Source organism: Corynebacterium riegelii (assembly GCF_016728505.1).
In the GTDB taxonomy this organism is placed as follows: Bacteria; Actinomycetota; Actinomycetes; order Mycobacteriales; family Mycobacteriaceae; genus Corynebacterium; species Corynebacterium riegelii.
This window is the reverse complement of record NZ_CP068159.1, coordinates 1,156,261-1,171,341: the sequence shown is the minus strand read 5'-3', so window position 1 is coordinate 1,171,341 and position 15,081 is coordinate 1,156,261. Positions and strand designations below refer to the sequence as shown.

The window sequence follows — 15,081 nt, the reverse complement described above, 5'->3', positions numbered from 1 at the left end:
GGCATCTACCCAGCGCCCCAGCCGCAGAAACCTACCCCGCGTTGCGCAGCGCGGTGGCCAGCCCGTTCATGGTGACCTGGATAGTCTTCGGGACGAGGAATGCCTCGTCGCCGGCGCGGTAGCGGCGCAGCAGCTCCAGCTGGACTGCGTTGAGCGGCAGCAGGTAGGGGTAGCGGCGCTTCAGGGAGCGGGCCTGACGCTGGTTTTCGGCAACCAGGTCCGTATGGCCGGTGATGCGGAAGTAGACCTGCTTGGTGCGCTCGAACTCGTCGACGATAAGCGTGTAGGTGCGCTCGGCTACCTCGCGGTCCTCCACCAGGTCGGCATAGAGACGGGCCAGCGACATCTCCGCCTTGGCCATGACCTGGGCCATGTTGGACATCACGGAGCGGAAGAAGGGCCAGTCGCGGTATAGCTCGCGAAGGTCCTCCCAGCGCTCTTCGCTCTCGCCTGCCCAGCGCTCGACCGCGGTGCCGACGCCGAACCAGCCCGGCACGTTGGTACGCGACTGCGCCCAGGACAGGACCCAGGGGATGGCGCGCAGATCAGAAATCGCGGTGGTCTGCTTGCGAGAGGCTGGCCGGGAGCCGAGGTTGAGCTCTCCGATCTCGTGCAGCGGGGTGGACTGGGTGAAGTAGTCGATAAAGCCTGGGTCGCCGATCAGCTCCTTGTACTTTTCGCCGGAGTAGGCGGCAAGCGTACGCATGATGTCGTAGGCGCGGGTCGGGTCCGCGATCGGTTCAGTATCCAACAGGGACGCCTCAAGGGCGCCGGCCACGAAGGCCTCAAGGTGGCGGCGCGCGGTCTCTGGCGAGCCGTACTTGGCGGAGATGATCTCGCCCTGCTCGGTGATTCGAATGGAGCCGGCGACGGCACCCTTGGGCTGAGCGAGGATGGCGTCATACGTGGGCCCGCCGCCGCGGCCGACTGCCCCGCCGCGGCCGTGTGCGAGCCGGAGGCGGATGCCGTGTCGGTTGCAGAGGTCGACGAGGGCGAGTTCGGCGTCGTAAAGAGCCCAGTTCGCCTGCAGGTAGCCGCCATCCTTGTTGGAGTCGGAGTAGCCGAGCATGACCTCCTGGACATCGCCGCGGGCACGAAGGTGTTCGCGGTAGAACGGCAGCGACCAAAGGTCTTCGAGGATGTCGGCGCCGTGCGCGAGGTCCTCGATGGTTTCAAACAGCGGGACGACGTTAACGCCACTCAGGCCGACCTCTTTAAGCAGGACCATCGGCTCCAAAATGTCGGAGACGGTCCCGGTCATGGCGATGATGCACTGCGTGATCGCACCCTGGCCCAAGTCCTGAACGGCGCGAGCGGCGGCGGTGAGGATGCCCATTTCTTTGCGTGTGACGTCGCTAAGCTGGGCCTCTGCACGCAGCAGCGGGCGCGGGGTGCGCAGTTCCTTGACCAGCACCTCTACGCGCTGATCCTCCGAAAGTGCGGTGTAGTCCTCGCACACGCCGGCCACGCCAAGCACCTCGGCCACGACCTTTTCGAAGGATTCGGAGTTTTGGCGCAGGTCAAGGGTGTACAGGTGGAAACCGAAGGTGGTCACGGCGGAGCGCAGGCGGTTCAGCCGGTCGTTGGCAATAATCGCGCCGCCGTGGGCGCGCAGGGAGGCGTCGATCACATCCAAGTCGGCGAGCAGCTCGCCGGGATCCGCGTAAGGCGAGCCCGAACCCGCCGAGCCGGCGAGCACATCACGCGTAGCGGCGACGCGGTGGCGGATGCCGTAAATGGCGCGGCGGTAGGGCTCATCGACGCGGGACTCGGCGGTGTTGTTTGCGGCGTCCGCAAGCTTGGAAAGCTCCTCCGAGCAGGTGGAGTAGCGGTCTGAAAGGGACAGCTCGCGCTCCAACTCCCCCAGCTCATCGATGTAGTGGGCAAGTACAGTATCGGCAGCCTGGCGGGTGGCGTACGTGAGCGTTTCGGCGTTGACGTACGGGTTGCCGTCATGATCGCCGCCGATCCAGGAACCGGGGCGCATCACGGGGGTGAGGGCAAGGTCGCGGTCAAAGGTGTCGCGAAGCTCGTAGCGGATTGCGCGGTTAATCGCCGGGATCTGCTCAAGCAGGGAGAGTTTGTAGTAGCGCAGGCCCACGTCGATTTCGTCCTCAAGACGCGGGCGCGCGATGCGGATTAACGCGGTCTGCCACATCAGGGTCATGCGCAGCTCCATCTCGCGCTCGATGGCGGCTGGGTCCGCACCGGCGTGGAGTTCACTCAGCAGGCGCTTGATGTGGGTCTGAGTGTCAAAGACCGTGCGACGGCGTGTCTCTGTTGGGTGTGCGGTGAGCACTGGGGAGACTTGCGCGCCGGCGATGAGCTCGGCGACCTTGTCGGCGTCCACGCCGTTTTCCTTCAGGTGCGCGAAGCTGGTGCGCAGCGAAACCGGTGCGGCCGCCTTCTCGTCGTCCAGATCCTCAACCAGGTTGGTCAGCAGCGCGAAGTGGCTAAAGGCGCGCGCGACAAGGTTCATCTTGGTGATGTCCATGTCACGAAAGACTGCGAGCAGGTCCTCCGGGGCGGCGTCACCGTGGGCGATGTCGAAGGCGAGACGGCGGGTGGATTCGACCAAGTCGAAGATCTCTTGGCCTTCCTGCTGAGCAAGCACGCGGCCGAGCACTCGGCCTAAAAGTCGGATATCTTCGCGGACATGATCGGCGGGCTGGTCAGACACGGAGGCTTCTTTCAACTCAGGCGCGATAAAGGCGGGCGGACAATGCGTTCTAGTTAACGTATCCCAGCCCACATCGACTGTCTCGGGAACGGAGGGTGCACTATCGCGAGCTGGGCTATTTGCATGATTTTTATTCACGCCCTCAACTCGCAAGATAGACAGCTTGGTACACATTGCCAGACAAAGCGGGCTACATTGTCCTGCATGACAACGAAGCAAAGCTACGACAATTCCAACGCAAACGAGTGGTCTTTTGGCACCCGCGCCATCCACGCCGGCCAGCAGCTGGACCAAGACTTCGCGGCACGCAACCAGCCGATTTACATGACCACCAGCTATGTCTTCGACGACGCACAGCATGCGGAGAACCGTTTTAACCTCTCGGACGCGGGCCCGATCTACACCCGCATTACCAACCCGACCCAGCAGGCGCTGGAAGACCGCCTGGCCTCTCTTGAGGGCGGCGTTGCGGCAACCGCATTCGGCTCCGGCATGGCTGCCGAAACCGCGGCGATTCTTACCCTTGCCCAGGCGGGCGACCACATTGTCACTTCTCCGCGCCTCTACGGCGGCACGGAAACCTTGTTCCAGCACACGCTGCCGAAGCTGGGCATTGCATTCACGTTTGTAGACAACCCGGATGACCCGGAAAGCTGGCAGGCCGCCGTGCAGCCGAACACGAAGGCGTTTTACGGCGAAACCTTCGGCAACCCGATCGCAGACGTGCTGGACATCCCAGCTATTGCGGATGTCGCGCACAACAACCAGGTGCCGCTAATTGTGGATAACACCATGGCTACCGCTGCGGTCGTGCGCCCGCTTGAGCTGGGAGCAGACATTGTGGTGCTGTCCACCACGAAGTTCTACACCGGCAACGGCGCCGCCATCGGTGGCGCGATCGTAGACGGCGGCAAGTTCGACTGGACCGTCCAGCGCGACGGCAAGGACGTCTTCCCGCTGTTCACCACCCCGGATCCCGCGTACCACGGCCTGAAGTACGCCGACCTCGGCGCTCCGGCATTCGCACTGCGCGCCCGCGCCGGTATCCTGCGTGACACGGGTGCTGCGATCTCCCCATTCAACGCGTGGGTTGCGCTGCAGGGTATTGATACGTTGGCGTTGCGCGTCGAGAAGCATAATGCGAACGCCAAGAAGGTGGCAGAGTTCCTCGCAGGCCATGACAAGGTAGCCAAGGTCAACTATGCCGGCCTGGATGACTCCCCGTACAAGGCAACGAAGGAGAAGCTGGGGCTGGCCTACACCGGCTCGGTGCTCAGTTTTGATGTTGCGGGCGACCCAGACGACCGCGCGGCGGCATGGCGCTTCATTGACGCGCTGAAGCTGCACTCCAACGTGGCCAATATTGGTGACGTGCGCTCACTAGTTGTCCACCCGGCCTCCACCACGCACTCCCAGTCGGATGCCGCAGGCCTTGCGCGCGCTGGCATTACGCAGGCAACGGTGCGTTTGTCAGTGGGCATCGAGGATGTTGCAGACATCATCGCAGACCTCGAGCGCGGCTTCGCGGCGGTCTAAATGCTCGGCCCGGAAGGCGAGATTACAACCGTCGGCATCGGAGATGTCACCACCGAAGCCGGCGCCACAATCGCTGACGTGCAGATTGCGTACCAGCGGTGGGGTGAGTTCCGCGGAGACCCTCACGGCAAAAACAACATCATCGTTGTGGAGCACGCTCTCACCGGCGATTCGGATGCCACCGACTGGTGGTGCGAAGCCGTCGGCCCAGGCAAGGCACTGGACACAGACAAGTGGTGCGTGATCTGCACGAATGCTTTGGGTTCTTGCTACGGCTCGACCGGCCCTGCAAGCCAGCACCCCGACGGCGGGGTGTGGGGATCTCGCTTTCCGGCGATCTCTATCCGCGACATGGTGCATGCGGAGCAAGCGTTTTTTGAAGCGCTTGGCATCTCCCGCGTGCACGCCATCGTTGGCGGCTCCATGGGCGGCGCCCGCGTCCTAGAGTGGACGCTGATGTTCCCGGAGCAGGTGGATTACGCGCTGGTGCTCGCGGTATCCGCGCGCGCAAGTGCGTGGCAGATTGGCATTCAGACTGCGCAGATCACCTCGATTACGCACGACCCTAACTGGCAGGGCGGCAACTACCACGGCACCGGCCGCTCCCCCGACGCGGGGCTTGCTGCCGCACGACGCGTGGCGCACCTGACCTACCGCGGCGAGATGGAGATCGACGAACGCTTTGGTACCAGCGCCCAGCCCGGAGAAAACCCCCTTGGGGCTTTTCGTACCGACGACCACCGCTTTGCCGTCCAGTCCTACCTGGAGCACCAAGGCAGAAAGCTCACTCAGCGTTTCGACGCCGCCTGCTACGTCACACTTACCGAAGCCTTAAACCGCCACGACGTCGGCCGCGGGCGAGGCGGGCTGAACAAGGCACTGGCCTCGTCGACGGTGCCAACCATGATCGTCGGCGTGGACACGGACATTTTGTACCCCTACCACCAGCAGGAACACATCTCCCGCAACCTGGGCAACCTCCTGGCAATGTCAAAGCTGTCTTCCCCCGTCGGCCACGACGCCTTCCTTGTAGAAGCACGCCAAATGGACCGCATCCTGCGACACTTCATCGCGCTGACGGAAGAAACGCCTTCTGCACGCGACATGGCCGTCGCCCACGGCGCCTACGATATCTAGCTAGGCCCGAGCGCTTAGGACCCCAGCGCGTCCACCGACCACGCCAGCCACATCATGGCGGCCCCGAGGGCGGTGGTAAACAAGGCGTCGAAACGCCGGGAGCGCACAGCCAGCAAGCCGATAACCTGAGAATCGCACGTTAGGCGCACCACTGTCAGCCACAGCATTGCCGCACCCAGCGTGAAGGTGGCGCGGCGCCAGTGCTCGGTCGCTGCGAACAACCCGGAGGCCACAAAGCCTGCGAGAAACAGCGCCGTCATTGCCCACTGCACACGCCGCGGGAGTGCCGACGGCGCGTTACCAATGTCGTGGGGGTTATCCAGCTGACTGGCCAAAACGCCACTACACCCCGGCTTGGCGCTCCGCGCGCTCCACAATGTTGCGCACCAAGAAGGTACGCGTCATCGGGCCCACTCCACCCGGGTTCGGAGAGACCCAACCGGCCTTCTCCCATACGTCCGGGTGCAGGTCACCAACAGTCTTGCCGTCGACGCGGGACACGCCGACATCCACAAGCGCGGCACCTTCCTTGATCATGTCCGCGGTGATCATGTGCGGCTTACCGGCAGCCGCAATCACCACGTCTGCCCGGCGCGTCTCCGCAGCCAGGTCCTTGGTGCCGGTGTGGCAGAGCACTGCGGTGGCGTTGACGCCGCGGGTGGTCAGCATCAGCGAGATCGGGCGCCCCACGGTCACGCCGCGGCCCACCACGCACACAATCGCGCCGTTGAGGTCCACGCCGAAGCGCTCCAGTAGCTTGATGGTGCCGTTCGGGGTGCACGGCAGTGGTGCTGGCTCACCCAGCACCAGCTTGCCCAGGTTCACCGGGTGCAGGCCGTCCGCGTCCTTATCCGGGTCGATCAGCTCCAGGACACGGTTTTCATCCAGGTGCTTCGGCAGCGGAAGCTGGACGATGTAGCCGGTAACGGCTGGGTCGTTATTCAGCTCGCTAATAAGCTTCTCAAGCTCTTCCTGCGTGCAGTCACCCGGCAGCTCCTTCATGATGGAAGCAATGCCCAGCTCTTCGCAGTCCTTGTGCTTCATCCGCACGTAGTTCTGGCTGGCCGGGTCATCGCCCACAAGCACGGTGGCCAAGCCCGGGGTAATGCCGTGGTCGCTCTTCAGGCGCTCCACGCGGGTTTTCAGGTCCGCGAAAATCTCCTCGCGGTAGAGTTTGCCGTCCAGTTTGATCGCAGTCACGGTCCTATCCTAACCAGTGCAGGCAAGTGGCTAGGCTGAGCCAGGTGTTTCACATTATTTTTGACAACCCCGTGATCCCCGGCAACACCGGCAACGCGATCCGCCTGGCCGCAAACACGGGCGCCACCCTGCACCTTGTGGAGCCGCTCGGTTTCAACTTTGATGACAAGCATCTCAAGCGCGCCGGGCTGGACTACCATGATCTTGCGGATGTGCAGATTCATCCCGATTTGGGCTCTTGCTTATCGACGCTCAACGCTCCCCACACCTACGCCTTCACCACCCAAGCCACCCGCTACTTTCACGAGGTGGAATACGTCGAAGGCGACGCGCTGCTCTTCGGCACCGAACCCACCGGCTTGCCCTACGAGCACTCCCACCATCCGCTGGTCACCGACCGCGTGCGCATCCCCATGCTACCTAGCCGCCGCTCCATGAACCTGACCAACAGTGCATCCATCGCCCTGTTTGAGGCCTGGCGTCAGCACGGTTTCGCCGGCGGCGTGTAAGCAGGCAGAAAGCGATTTGGTCAGCTTGGAATTAGCTCAACCACAGCCCCAAACCAAAGTAAGTATCCACTGCCCGCAGATCCAAGCTTGCTAACGTGCCCCCATTCTCGACAGCAGTAATGGCAATCAGTCCGTCGTAAGCTGCTTAAGCATGGATCTAAGTGGACACAACATCCGTACAAGTTGGGTGTCCACTAAACGAGGGTAACCTCAAGGTGCAGTTGATCAGTCTGGAAATATTACCCGTACCCAGTACGAGCAGCCTAGTCTTCAATATGGCACTGCTTATGATGCCTGCATTCGCTCTGTCGAATCCTTGTGTGCTGTCGGTGGTGGCACCGGGGGGCGATCGCCTGTGCGCTTCTAGGAACTACCGGTATTGGAGGTCTTGCTTGCGCTGGTATCCTCGGGCTTATCGCTATGTTTGGTTGTAATGGTGCCAAAGAGCGGGTTTGCGGGGGTGCAAGGCGTTAAGAGTCCTTGGTGGTGATTTAAGCATTGCAGATGCCATAGAGGTAAGGAAGCCATTATGAAAGTTTGGCGAACAGCAACGGTCTCACTGCTTTTTGGAGTATTTCTCTACTTCGTAACTTTGGGAGAATTATGGTTTGCACTCATCCCTGTTCTTCTGCTGGTCTCGTTTATGATCGTGTCCAGGATTCCTTTCAAAGCATCGTCCAAGGCAGAAAGGGCTTCAATCCTCATGATTGCCGTTCCTTTTCTATTAATCTGGTTAGCGTATTTTAGTCCAGAAGACCTCTTTTACGCTGCGTTGCTAGGTATAGCTAGTGCAGTTCTTCTTTTTGTTCTTCTTTTTCTTCATGAGAAGAGGTCTATTCAAAACAGTGATTAAGCAAATGATTTGTGCTATCTCTAGCTTTTACTTGAGCTGTTGATGATGACGAAGCACAGTGCTAAGGTTTGATAAAGGTTACAACACTGTGCTTTCTAATTTGGAAAGTTCCATCCGATGGATTGAGCAGCCATAAGGGAGAGCTAAAAACTGTGGCAGTGAGGAAGAAAACCGTCGCGTTTTTGCTTGCTATTACTACTGCTATGGGACTTTTGTTTAATCCGTCGCGGATTTTGGCAAGCGAACGCCCCTCATTGCAGGCAGCGAGTCCTGTTTCAGTGAACGATGATCGGATAGCCTCGCTTTGGCAGGTAATTCGTGACATTGACAGCGATGCCCAACCACAGGTTCGTCGAAGTTGTACTGAAGCGTCCTGGTGCTTGATGACTTTCCAACAACGCCGATCGAAGCTGCAACAGCACACCAGCTGCTCAACATTCTTGCTGAGCGCGAACACCGGGGATCAACAATTGTGACTTCTCAGTTCACACTCGATGAGTGGTAAAAATCCATCCCCGATGCTGTCATCGCTGAGTCGATCCTCAACCGACTTGTCGTTGGCGCTGAGATCATCACGTTGGAAGGACCGAACATGCGCCTAGAGACCAACACCCAGTAGCTGACCCTGGTCCACGCCCGAGTGTTACTCGAAACTCACCCGGGCGTTACCGGTTACTCACCACGGCGTTACTAAACCCGTGGTCATAACAAATAAGGACTGTGATTTCCTCCTCAGTCAAGGCTGTGGAACCACGTGCTACCGAGAAGCCATTCGGACCTTCTTCGATTGCGGCTGTCGGTCCACCTGGCAGGATGGTTATGCCCCCGCCATATTCCGTGATCTCGACAGTAGAACCTGGTACGAGTCCGACAGCCTCCCTTATGGCTTTGGGAATACGTACTCGCCCCTCGGAATCAATTCTCACCTTCATGGCATCACGCTACCCAAAGCGTTTGCCGTAGCGCTCCTGATACAGCGGCGGCAGGATGTTCAGTTCCCACATGCGCCGAGCCAAGTCTGCGTCCCCCATCCAGGCCGCGAAGGCTTCGCCCATGGTGAACCCGTGCTCCGGGGTGTCTAGTGCCTCGATTGCGTCGCCGGGGCGGATAACGCCTTCTTGGTTGACGCGGAAGTAGCAGCCACAGTCACCGGATTCGGCGAAGCGTCGAACCCAGCCCGGCTCCCCCATCCATGCGGCGAACGTGCGGCACGGGCTGCGCGGCACGCTGACTTCCAGCTCCACCTCACCGATACGGAAACGCTGGTTCAACAGCACGTTGGCCCACACGATGCCGCTGGTGGTGAGGTTTTCGCCGAACATGCCATTGGGCAGGCTGCGGCCGAGTTCACGCTCCCAGCTGTCTAGGCATTCACGCGAGTACGCGTAGATGGCCTTTTGCTGGCCGCCGTGGTGTTTCATGTCCCCAACATGGTCGCCGACTACGCCGGAGCCGTCACCGTAATCCGGGCCGGGGATAGTCACCACGATTTCATCCGCGACAACCTTCTCAATCCCGCTGCGCCTGTTCTGGCCACCTGGGTCTGGTTGCGGCTTCGCTATGTTCGTCGAGAGCACTGCCGGGGTCTCTACCGGGGTCTTCACCGGATAATTCACTGTCATGCGGCAAGGCTACAGGCTGCATCGGTGGCAGCTCGCGTGCCCGCAGCGTGTTTACCAGTTCAATGGCATCTTCAACACGCATGTCCCGGCAAGACATGGAGAACGCACCCGGCACCAGATCCAAGTCCACGCCGGCCAGTCCGAGGCGGCGCTGGATCACGCCACGTTCAAAGCTGAGTTCCTGAATGTGCGGGGTCTCAACCATCTGGTACCAACGCCCGATCGTGCCTGCGGTCACGGCCACAACACCTGGACGCACCTTGACCGTTTGGCGTTTCCAGTCAATGGGCGAAACCCAACGTGCGTTACGCGGTGAGCGGTAATCGACGTTGCTGAGGTCGATCAACTCGTCGAAAGTCAAAGGCCCCAACGCGTCCACAACATCGCGCGCCTGCTGCCAGGTGCCAATCGGCAAAAGCTTCGAGGTGCCAGTGGATTTGTTTCCCTCCGAGCCATAGCCCGCCACCACGACGGAGACCGTCCACCAGCCGAAGAGACGCCAGAACATGGGCTGGCGCACCTGGACTGCGTGTACGCGGTCGCGCGGCACCGACTGGCTTCGCCTATTGGCCAGGCCGTAGGTGAGGTAGAACATGTTGCCGTCGGTGGAAGAGGTAAAGCGCCACGACTGGTCAATCGTGCGCCAAATCCGCGGCAAGAAACCAATGGCCACAGGCAAAATTGCGGCCATGGTCAGGTCTGTCATGATCGGCACCACCGCCCACGCCAGGGTGATCAGTGCGGACATCTGAAATGCCGTACCAACCAGGGAGCGCTGGATGGGAATCGGCGGCACCAGCTCGCGGCTGCCGTCCCCATCGTCCCCGTCTTCCCCGCTGACCTTTCTGCCAATCTTGCTATCCGGCTGCGTCGCCCTGATGTGGCGCAGGATCTCCCTGCGCACCTCCTCGGCCTCTTCAAGCGGCAGGTACATAATGTCCAAGCCAGCCGAGGCGCTACCTGCAGCTTCGATGCGTACCGACGCCAACCCGGCCAACCTCGGCGCAAACGACTCCACCACGTCTACTGCTTGCATGCGGTCGTATCGCACAGTGCGGACCTCGTTGGTGAGCACGCCGCGGCGGGTTTCCACCGCTTCGTTATCAAGCTTGAAGCCACTGCGACGCCACCAGATCTGCGAAATCCCAAAGATCACCAGCAGGGCCGCCACCAGCCCGCCGAGCGCCCACGCCACTTCGATAACGCCAACGTTTTCTTCCTTCAACCAGCGAAATACCGGCTTGGTGAAGTTGAACAGGGCGATGGTGACAAGGGCAACGCCGAACGTCCATACGCGAAGAAGCGGCGTTAAACGATGCACCGGCCGGTAGCCCTCCATACCGGCTGCCAGGGATTTCTTGGGCTTTGTGGTTCCTTCGGAGCTGCTCACAGGCCGCTCATCCGTTCACGAGCCTTCACCGCAAGGCGGTCACGCAGCGCATCCGCGTCAGCGGCGAGCAGCCCCGGCAACTCCGAATTCGACGAGTTCGACGCCGTGTGCACCTTCAGCTCTTTCAGCCCCAGCGCGCGGCCAACCGGGCCAGATTCCACGTCCACAAACTGGATACGTCCGTACGGAATCACCGTGATGGTGTGAAACCACTTACCGGTGCTCAAGATCAGCTCATCTTCCGTTTCCAGCCAGCCCATGTTGCGCACCTGGAACGGGATCAGGAAGAACTGCCAGATGAAAAAGACGCCAAAGACGCACAGTGGGATGAGGAACACCAGGCCGTCCCAACGCAGCCAGCACAAGTACAAAATGCCGCACAGCAACACCATGGACATGAAGTTGCCCACCATCTTCGGCCACGCCAGCTTCGGCGACACCCGGTTCATCGACTCCACGGACGTGGGCAACGTCCGCACGGCGCTTTGCGTGGGTTCGGCGGGGTCTGTGAGTTCGGTGGGTTCGGTGGCTGGTTGAGGGTTTGTGGTCCCAGTTGGCACGTCTGACATGGCGATTACGCTACCAGCCGCAGCGTCGAGTTCAGGAGCCGCGGAGAGCGGGTGATGGGCTTAAGAGACATTATCAAAATAAAAGCGGACACCGAAGTGCCCGCTTCAAAGGGAACTGTCAACCTAGCGGTCCGTCTCCTTCTTCGCTGCCGAACCATCGACAGCGGATTGACTCATTATATCAAATATCTGACAGATATCGATGGCTACGCTGATTCTATGTCGTTAGGAGAGCCTTTAAATAAAGGGCATCTCCGCCCTTGTCAGTTGAGTACGCCAAAATATGACCTGCAACTAGCAACGCGCAGCTAAAGGATGGACGCTGGCGATTACGCTACCAGCCGCAGCGTCGAGTTCAGATCACCGGAAATCTCGCGAACCGCGCGTCAGCCACTGCCCCATCTCCAGCGGCTCTAAGCGATCGGCCACAATTGACACCGCCCCGGAAGCGTTTTGCACAATGCCGCGCACGATCAGCGCCTTTGCGGTGCGCGCCACCACACGCTGGCGGTTCCACAACCCGACGGAGATGACCACGTTCATCAGCCCGGTCTCATCCTCCATGCCAAGAAACGTCACCCCACCGGCGGTGGATGGGTGTTGGCGGTGGGTGACTACGCCGGCGATGCGGACGCGGGTGCCGTCCTCAACCGCGCGCAACTGATCCGCGGGCACAACGCCGGCCGCACTAAGTGCGCTGCGCAGCATCTCCACCGGCATCAGACCAGGGGTGACACCGGTGGCGGCAACGTCGGCAGCCATGAGCTCAAACGCGTTCATGCCTGGCAGCGCAGGCGCGGAAATCGCGCTCGCGCCGGGCAGCATGCCCTCGCGTTCGGTGGCGGCAACGCCTGCCTGCCACAGCGCCTGCCTGCGTGTCACGCCGAAACAGTCCAAAGCGCCTGCGCGCGCCAGCGCCTCGACGTGCTCCACGCTTAAGCCCGCCCGGCGCGCCAAATCCGGGATGTCTGCAAATGGGGCTGCGGCTTCTACTCGTGAAGCAGCATCCGCGCCGAGGCCGCGCACCAGCCCAAGGCCCATCCGGATTGTTGTGGAGTCCACGCACAACGCCTCGCGTCCGGAGGCGTTCACGCATACCGGCAGCACGGTCACGCCGTGGCGGCGGGCGTCTTGAATCAAGGACTGCGGCGAGTAAAACCCCATCGGCTGCGCACGAAGCAACCCCACGCAGAACTGCGCCGGGTAGTAGTGCTTGAACCACGCGGAGAAATACACCAGGGACGCGAATGATTGGGAGTGGGATTCGGGGAACCCGTAGGCGGCAAAGGCCACGATCTTCTGCCACAACCGTTCCGCAACCTCCTCAGGGATCTGGTTGACCTCCCAGCAGCCGGTGAAGAAACGCTGCCGCATGGCCGCCATTTTCTCCGGGGAACGCTTCGAGCCCATGGCGCGTCGCACCGCATCGGCTTCGCGGCCGGAAAAGCCGGCGGCGTCCACGCAGATCTGCATCAGCTGCTCCTGAAACAGCGGAATCCCCAACGTTTTGCCCAGGGACTTCTCCAGCACCGGGTGGTCATATTCCACAGGCTCTAGCCCGTCGCGGCGCCGCAGGTACGGGTGTACGGATCCGCCCTGGATCGGCCCCGGACGAATCAGCGCGACCTCCACCACCAAGTCAAAGAAGCAGCGCGGCTTCAGCCTGGGCAGCGTGCTCATCTGGGCGCGCGACTCCACCTGGAATACGCCCACGGAATCGGCGCGGGCGAGCATGGAGTACACAGCGGCGTCGTCAAGCGGAAGCTCCCACAAGCGAACCTCACGCCCGGTGGTGTCTAGGACCAGGTCCATCATGTGGTGCAGCGCTTCGAGCATGCCCAGGCCGAGCAGGTCGAACTTGACCAGGCCGGCGGACGCGCAGTCGTCTTTGTCCCACTGCACCACCGAGCGGCCTTCCATGCGCGCCCATTCGACCGGCACAACGTCTGCAATCGGGCGATCACAAATCACCATGCCGCCGGAGTGAATGCCCAGGTGGCGGGGCTGGCCGCGGAACTTGTCCGCCAGGGCAACCACGTTCACCGGCGGCTCCTCAATCCCCTTGGACCAGCTGTCGGCCGCGCCCTGCGCGTAGCCCAAAGCGCGCGCGGCATCGCGCACGGCACCTTTGCGGCGGTAGGTGATCACATTGGCCACCTGCGCGGCGTTCTCGCGCCCGTAGCGCGCGTACACGTACTGGATGACCTCCTCGCGCCTGCCGGATTCAATGTCAATGTCAATGTCCGGCGGGCCGTCCCGATCCGGCGACAGGAAGCGCTCAAACAGCAAACCCGCTGAGACCGGCTCCACATTCGTTATGCCAAGCGCGAAACAGACCGCGGAGTTCGCCGCACTGCCGCGCCCCTGGCACAGGATGTTTTCGCGCCGGCAGAAATCCACCAGGTCATGCACGATGAGGAAGTAGCCGGGGAAGTTCAGCTCCTCGATTACGCCGAGCTCATAGTCAATTTGGGCTTTTGCTTGCCGACGCCACACCGCATCCCTCCCCACGTAACGCACCTGCGCCCCCGCGTGGGTGATTGAGCGCAAAAAGCTCATCTCGTTGTGGCCCTCGGGGGTGGGAAACGTGGGCAGTTCCGGCGCAACCAGGTTCAGCGTGAAGGCGCACTGCGCGGCAAGTTCGGCGGCGTAGGCGATTTTTTCCTCACTGCCTGGGCACATGCGCGCGATCTGGGTGGCGCTGCGCAGCCAGTTCGCCCCCATCGGGTGCAGGTCCCCATGCGCCTGGGCGAGCGACTGCCTGCGCGCAAGTGCGCGTTTGGCGGCGGCCAGGCGTGCCGCGTCCCGGGTGGCGGCGGCAGGCGCGGCAGTAATGATGGCCGGCAGCCGTGTTTGTGCGGCTATAGCGTCAAGCAAAGCGTGATTATCGGCGTCTTCCGGGGTCATGGAGACCTCATATTCCAACACCACGTTGCTACTTCCAAAGGTGTCGACCAGGTGAGCGATATCATCCGCCCAGCGCCATCCTGCAAGCGCAACACAGGTGCCCGCAAGTTCCTCCCCGATCACCTCAAGCGGCGGATAGCCCACCTTCCCCTTTTCACGCGTTGCCATATGCGCCCCCGCCATCAGGTGGGACAGGCGCTTGTACCCCTCTGGACCGCGGGCGATAACGGGCAGGATCCGCTCCTCCAGGCCCACGTCCAAGGTCAGTTCGGCGCCAAATACCGTGTCCACGCCAGCTTCGGCGGCGGCCTCCGCAAACTTCACGGCACCATAGAACCCATCACGATCCAGCAGGCCAACTGCCTGCAATCCCAGTTCCGCAGCACGCGCTACGAGCTCTTCCGGCTCGCTCGCGCCGCCGAGAAAACTGTAGGAGCTCACGGCGTGCAGCTCCGCAAACGGCATGAGCACTTCCGGCCGATCGGGCCGCCCAGTCGCCCTTGCCCCCACAGGCTCATCAACGTGCCCCACCGGCACAGGCGCAGGTCCCGGCCGGCCGGAGAGGATCCGCTCCAGCCGCGACCAGGAAAGTGGCGCTCCCCCGTTGAATCTCATGAGGGAAACACTAGCACTATCCGCCCGTACGTTCTAACGGTAAATCTTGATCTACAGACAGCT

The 15,081-nt window shown here is 61.6% G+C and carries 13 protein-coding genes; 5 read left to right on the top strand and 8 right to left on the bottom strand.

Annotated features, from left to right (window positions below):
- Nucleotides 1-31: 31 nt before the first annotated feature.
- Nucleotides 32-2,680: a phosphoenolpyruvate carboxylase gene (gene ppc, locus I6I71_RS05475; RefSeq protein ID WP_236587417.1), complete on the bottom strand. Its 2,649-nt coding sequence runs from the start codon at nucleotides 2,678-2,680 to the stop codon at nucleotides 32-34.
- 204 nt (nucleotides 2,681-2,884) lie between these two features.
- Between ppc and I6I71_RS05470 the strand changes: the two genes are divergently transcribed.
- Nucleotides 2,885-4,216 carry an O-acetylhomoserine/O-acetylserine sulfhydrylase gene (locus I6I71_RS05470; RefSeq protein WP_201822879.1) on the top strand — a complete coding sequence of 444 codons (1,332 nt, stop codon included), beginning with the start codon at nucleotides 2,885-2,887 and terminating at the stop codon, nucleotides 4,214-4,216.
- Nucleotides 4,217-5,353 carry a homoserine O-acetyltransferase MetX gene (gene metX, locus I6I71_RS05465; RefSeq protein WP_201822876.1) on the top strand — a complete coding sequence of 379 codons (1,137 nt, stop codon included), beginning with the start codon at nucleotides 4,217-4,219 and terminating at the stop codon, nucleotides 5,351-5,353.
- A gap of 14 nt (nucleotides 5,354-5,367) precedes the next feature.
- Here metX and I6I71_RS05460 read toward each other — a convergent pair whose 3' ends face one another.
- Both I6I71_RS05460 and I6I71_RS05455 read right to left on the bottom strand, forming a co-directional pair.
- Nucleotides 5,368-5,688 carry a DUF3017 domain-containing protein gene (locus I6I71_RS05460; RefSeq protein WP_232305692.1) on the bottom strand — a complete coding sequence of 107 codons (321 nt, stop codon included), beginning with the start codon at nucleotides 5,686-5,688 and terminating at the stop codon, nucleotides 5,368-5,370.
- A 7-nt stretch (nucleotides 5,689-5,695) separates the two neighbouring features.
- Entirely contained in the window at nucleotides 5,696-6,553 is an 858-nt protein-coding gene (locus I6I71_RS05455) for a bifunctional methylenetetrahydrofolate dehydrogenase/methenyltetrahydrofolate cyclohydrolase (RefSeq protein WP_101733892.1), read from the bottom strand.
- A 35-nt stretch (nucleotides 6,554-6,588) separates the two neighbouring features.
- Between I6I71_RS05455 and I6I71_RS05450 the strand changes: the two genes are divergently transcribed.
- The 3 genes from I6I71_RS05450 to I6I71_RS12060 all read left to right on the top strand — a co-directional run bounded on the left by I6I71_RS05450 (nucleotide 6,589) and on the right by I6I71_RS12060 (nucleotide 8,420).
- Nucleotides 6,589-7,062: a tRNA (cytidine(34)-2'-O)-methyltransferase gene (locus tag I6I71_RS05450; RefSeq protein WP_052206448.1), complete on the top strand. Its 474-nt coding sequence runs from the start codon at nucleotides 6,589-6,591 to the stop codon at nucleotides 7,060-7,062.
- Nucleotides 7,063-7,591: 529 nt separating this feature from the next.
- Entirely contained in the window at nucleotides 7,592-7,915 is a 324-nt protein-coding gene (locus I6I71_RS05445; protein ID WP_052205293.1) for a hypothetical protein, read from the top strand.
- A gap of 376 nt (nucleotides 7,916-8,291) precedes the next feature.
- Entirely contained in the window at nucleotides 8,292-8,420 is a 129-nt protein-coding gene (locus I6I71_RS12060; RefSeq protein ID WP_236587416.1) for an ATP-binding protein, read from the top strand.
- Nucleotides 8,421-8,580: 160 nt separating this feature from the next.
- On the opposite strand, the gene I6I71_RS05435 is transcribed toward I6I71_RS12060, so the two are convergent.
- From I6I71_RS05435 to I6I71_RS05415, 5 genes are all read right to left on the bottom strand, one after another.
- A complete protein-coding gene (locus I6I71_RS05435) occupies nucleotides 8,581-8,847 on the bottom strand; it encodes an AbrB/MazE/SpoVT family DNA-binding domain-containing protein (protein ID WP_083439787.1) in 267 nt (88 codons plus the stop codon).
- 9 nt (nucleotides 8,848-8,856) lie between these two features.
- On the bottom strand, nucleotides 8,857-9,537 hold the full coding sequence (locus tag I6I71_RS05430; RefSeq protein ID WP_201822862.1) for an MOSC domain-containing protein: 681 nt from the start codon (nucleotides 9,535-9,537) through the stop codon (nucleotides 8,857-8,859).
- A complete protein-coding gene (locus I6I71_RS05425) occupies nucleotides 9,425-10,927 on the bottom strand; it encodes a PH domain-containing protein (RefSeq protein WP_201822859.1) in 1,503 nt (500 codons plus the stop codon). Before I6I71_RS05425 ends, I6I71_RS05430 begins: the two co-directional genes overlap by 113 nt.
- On the bottom strand, nucleotides 10,924-11,496 hold the full coding sequence (locus I6I71_RS05420) for a PH domain-containing protein (RefSeq protein ID WP_236587415.1): 573 nt from the start codon (nucleotides 11,494-11,496) through the stop codon (nucleotides 10,924-10,926). The genes I6I71_RS05425 and I6I71_RS05420 overlap by 4 nt, the downstream gene beginning before the upstream one ends.
- 360 nt (nucleotides 11,497-11,856) lie before the next feature.
- Nucleotides 11,857-15,018 carry an error-prone DNA polymerase gene (locus I6I71_RS05415; RefSeq protein WP_201822850.1) on the bottom strand — a complete coding sequence of 1,054 codons (3,162 nt, stop codon included), beginning with the start codon at nucleotides 15,016-15,018 and terminating at the stop codon, nucleotides 11,857-11,859.
- Between the last annotated feature and the right edge of the window lie 63 nt (nucleotides 15,019-15,081).

Bases quoted from the DNA above. Each gene is read 5' to 3' on its own strand.
- I6I71_RS05470 (WP_201822879.1), top strand. From the start codon at position 2,885: ATGACAACGAAGCAAAGCTACGACAATTCCAACGCAAACGAGTGGTCT.
- I6I71_RS05445 (WP_052205293.1), top strand. From the start codon at position 7,592: ATGAAAGTTTGGCGAACAGCAACGGTCTCACTGCTTTTTGGAGTATTT.
- I6I71_RS05420 (WP_236587415.1), bottom strand. From the start codon at position 11,496: ATGTCAGACGTGCCAACTGGGACCACAAACCCTCAACCAGCCACCGAA.
- I6I71_RS05415 (WP_201822850.1), bottom strand. From the start codon at position 15,018: ATGAGATTCAACGGGGGAGCGCCACTTTCCTGGTCGCGGCTGGAGCGG.
- I6I71_RS05430 (WP_201822862.1), bottom strand. From the start codon at position 9,537: ATGACAGTGAATTATCCGGTGAAGACCCCGGTAGAGACCCCGGCAGTG.
- metX (WP_201822876.1), top strand. From the start codon at position 4,217: ATGCTCGGCCCGGAAGGCGAGATTACAACCGTCGGCATCGGAGATGTC.
- I6I71_RS05435 (WP_083439787.1), bottom strand. From the start codon at position 8,847: ATGAAGGTGAGAATTGATTCCGAGGGGCGAGTACGTATTCCCAAAGCC.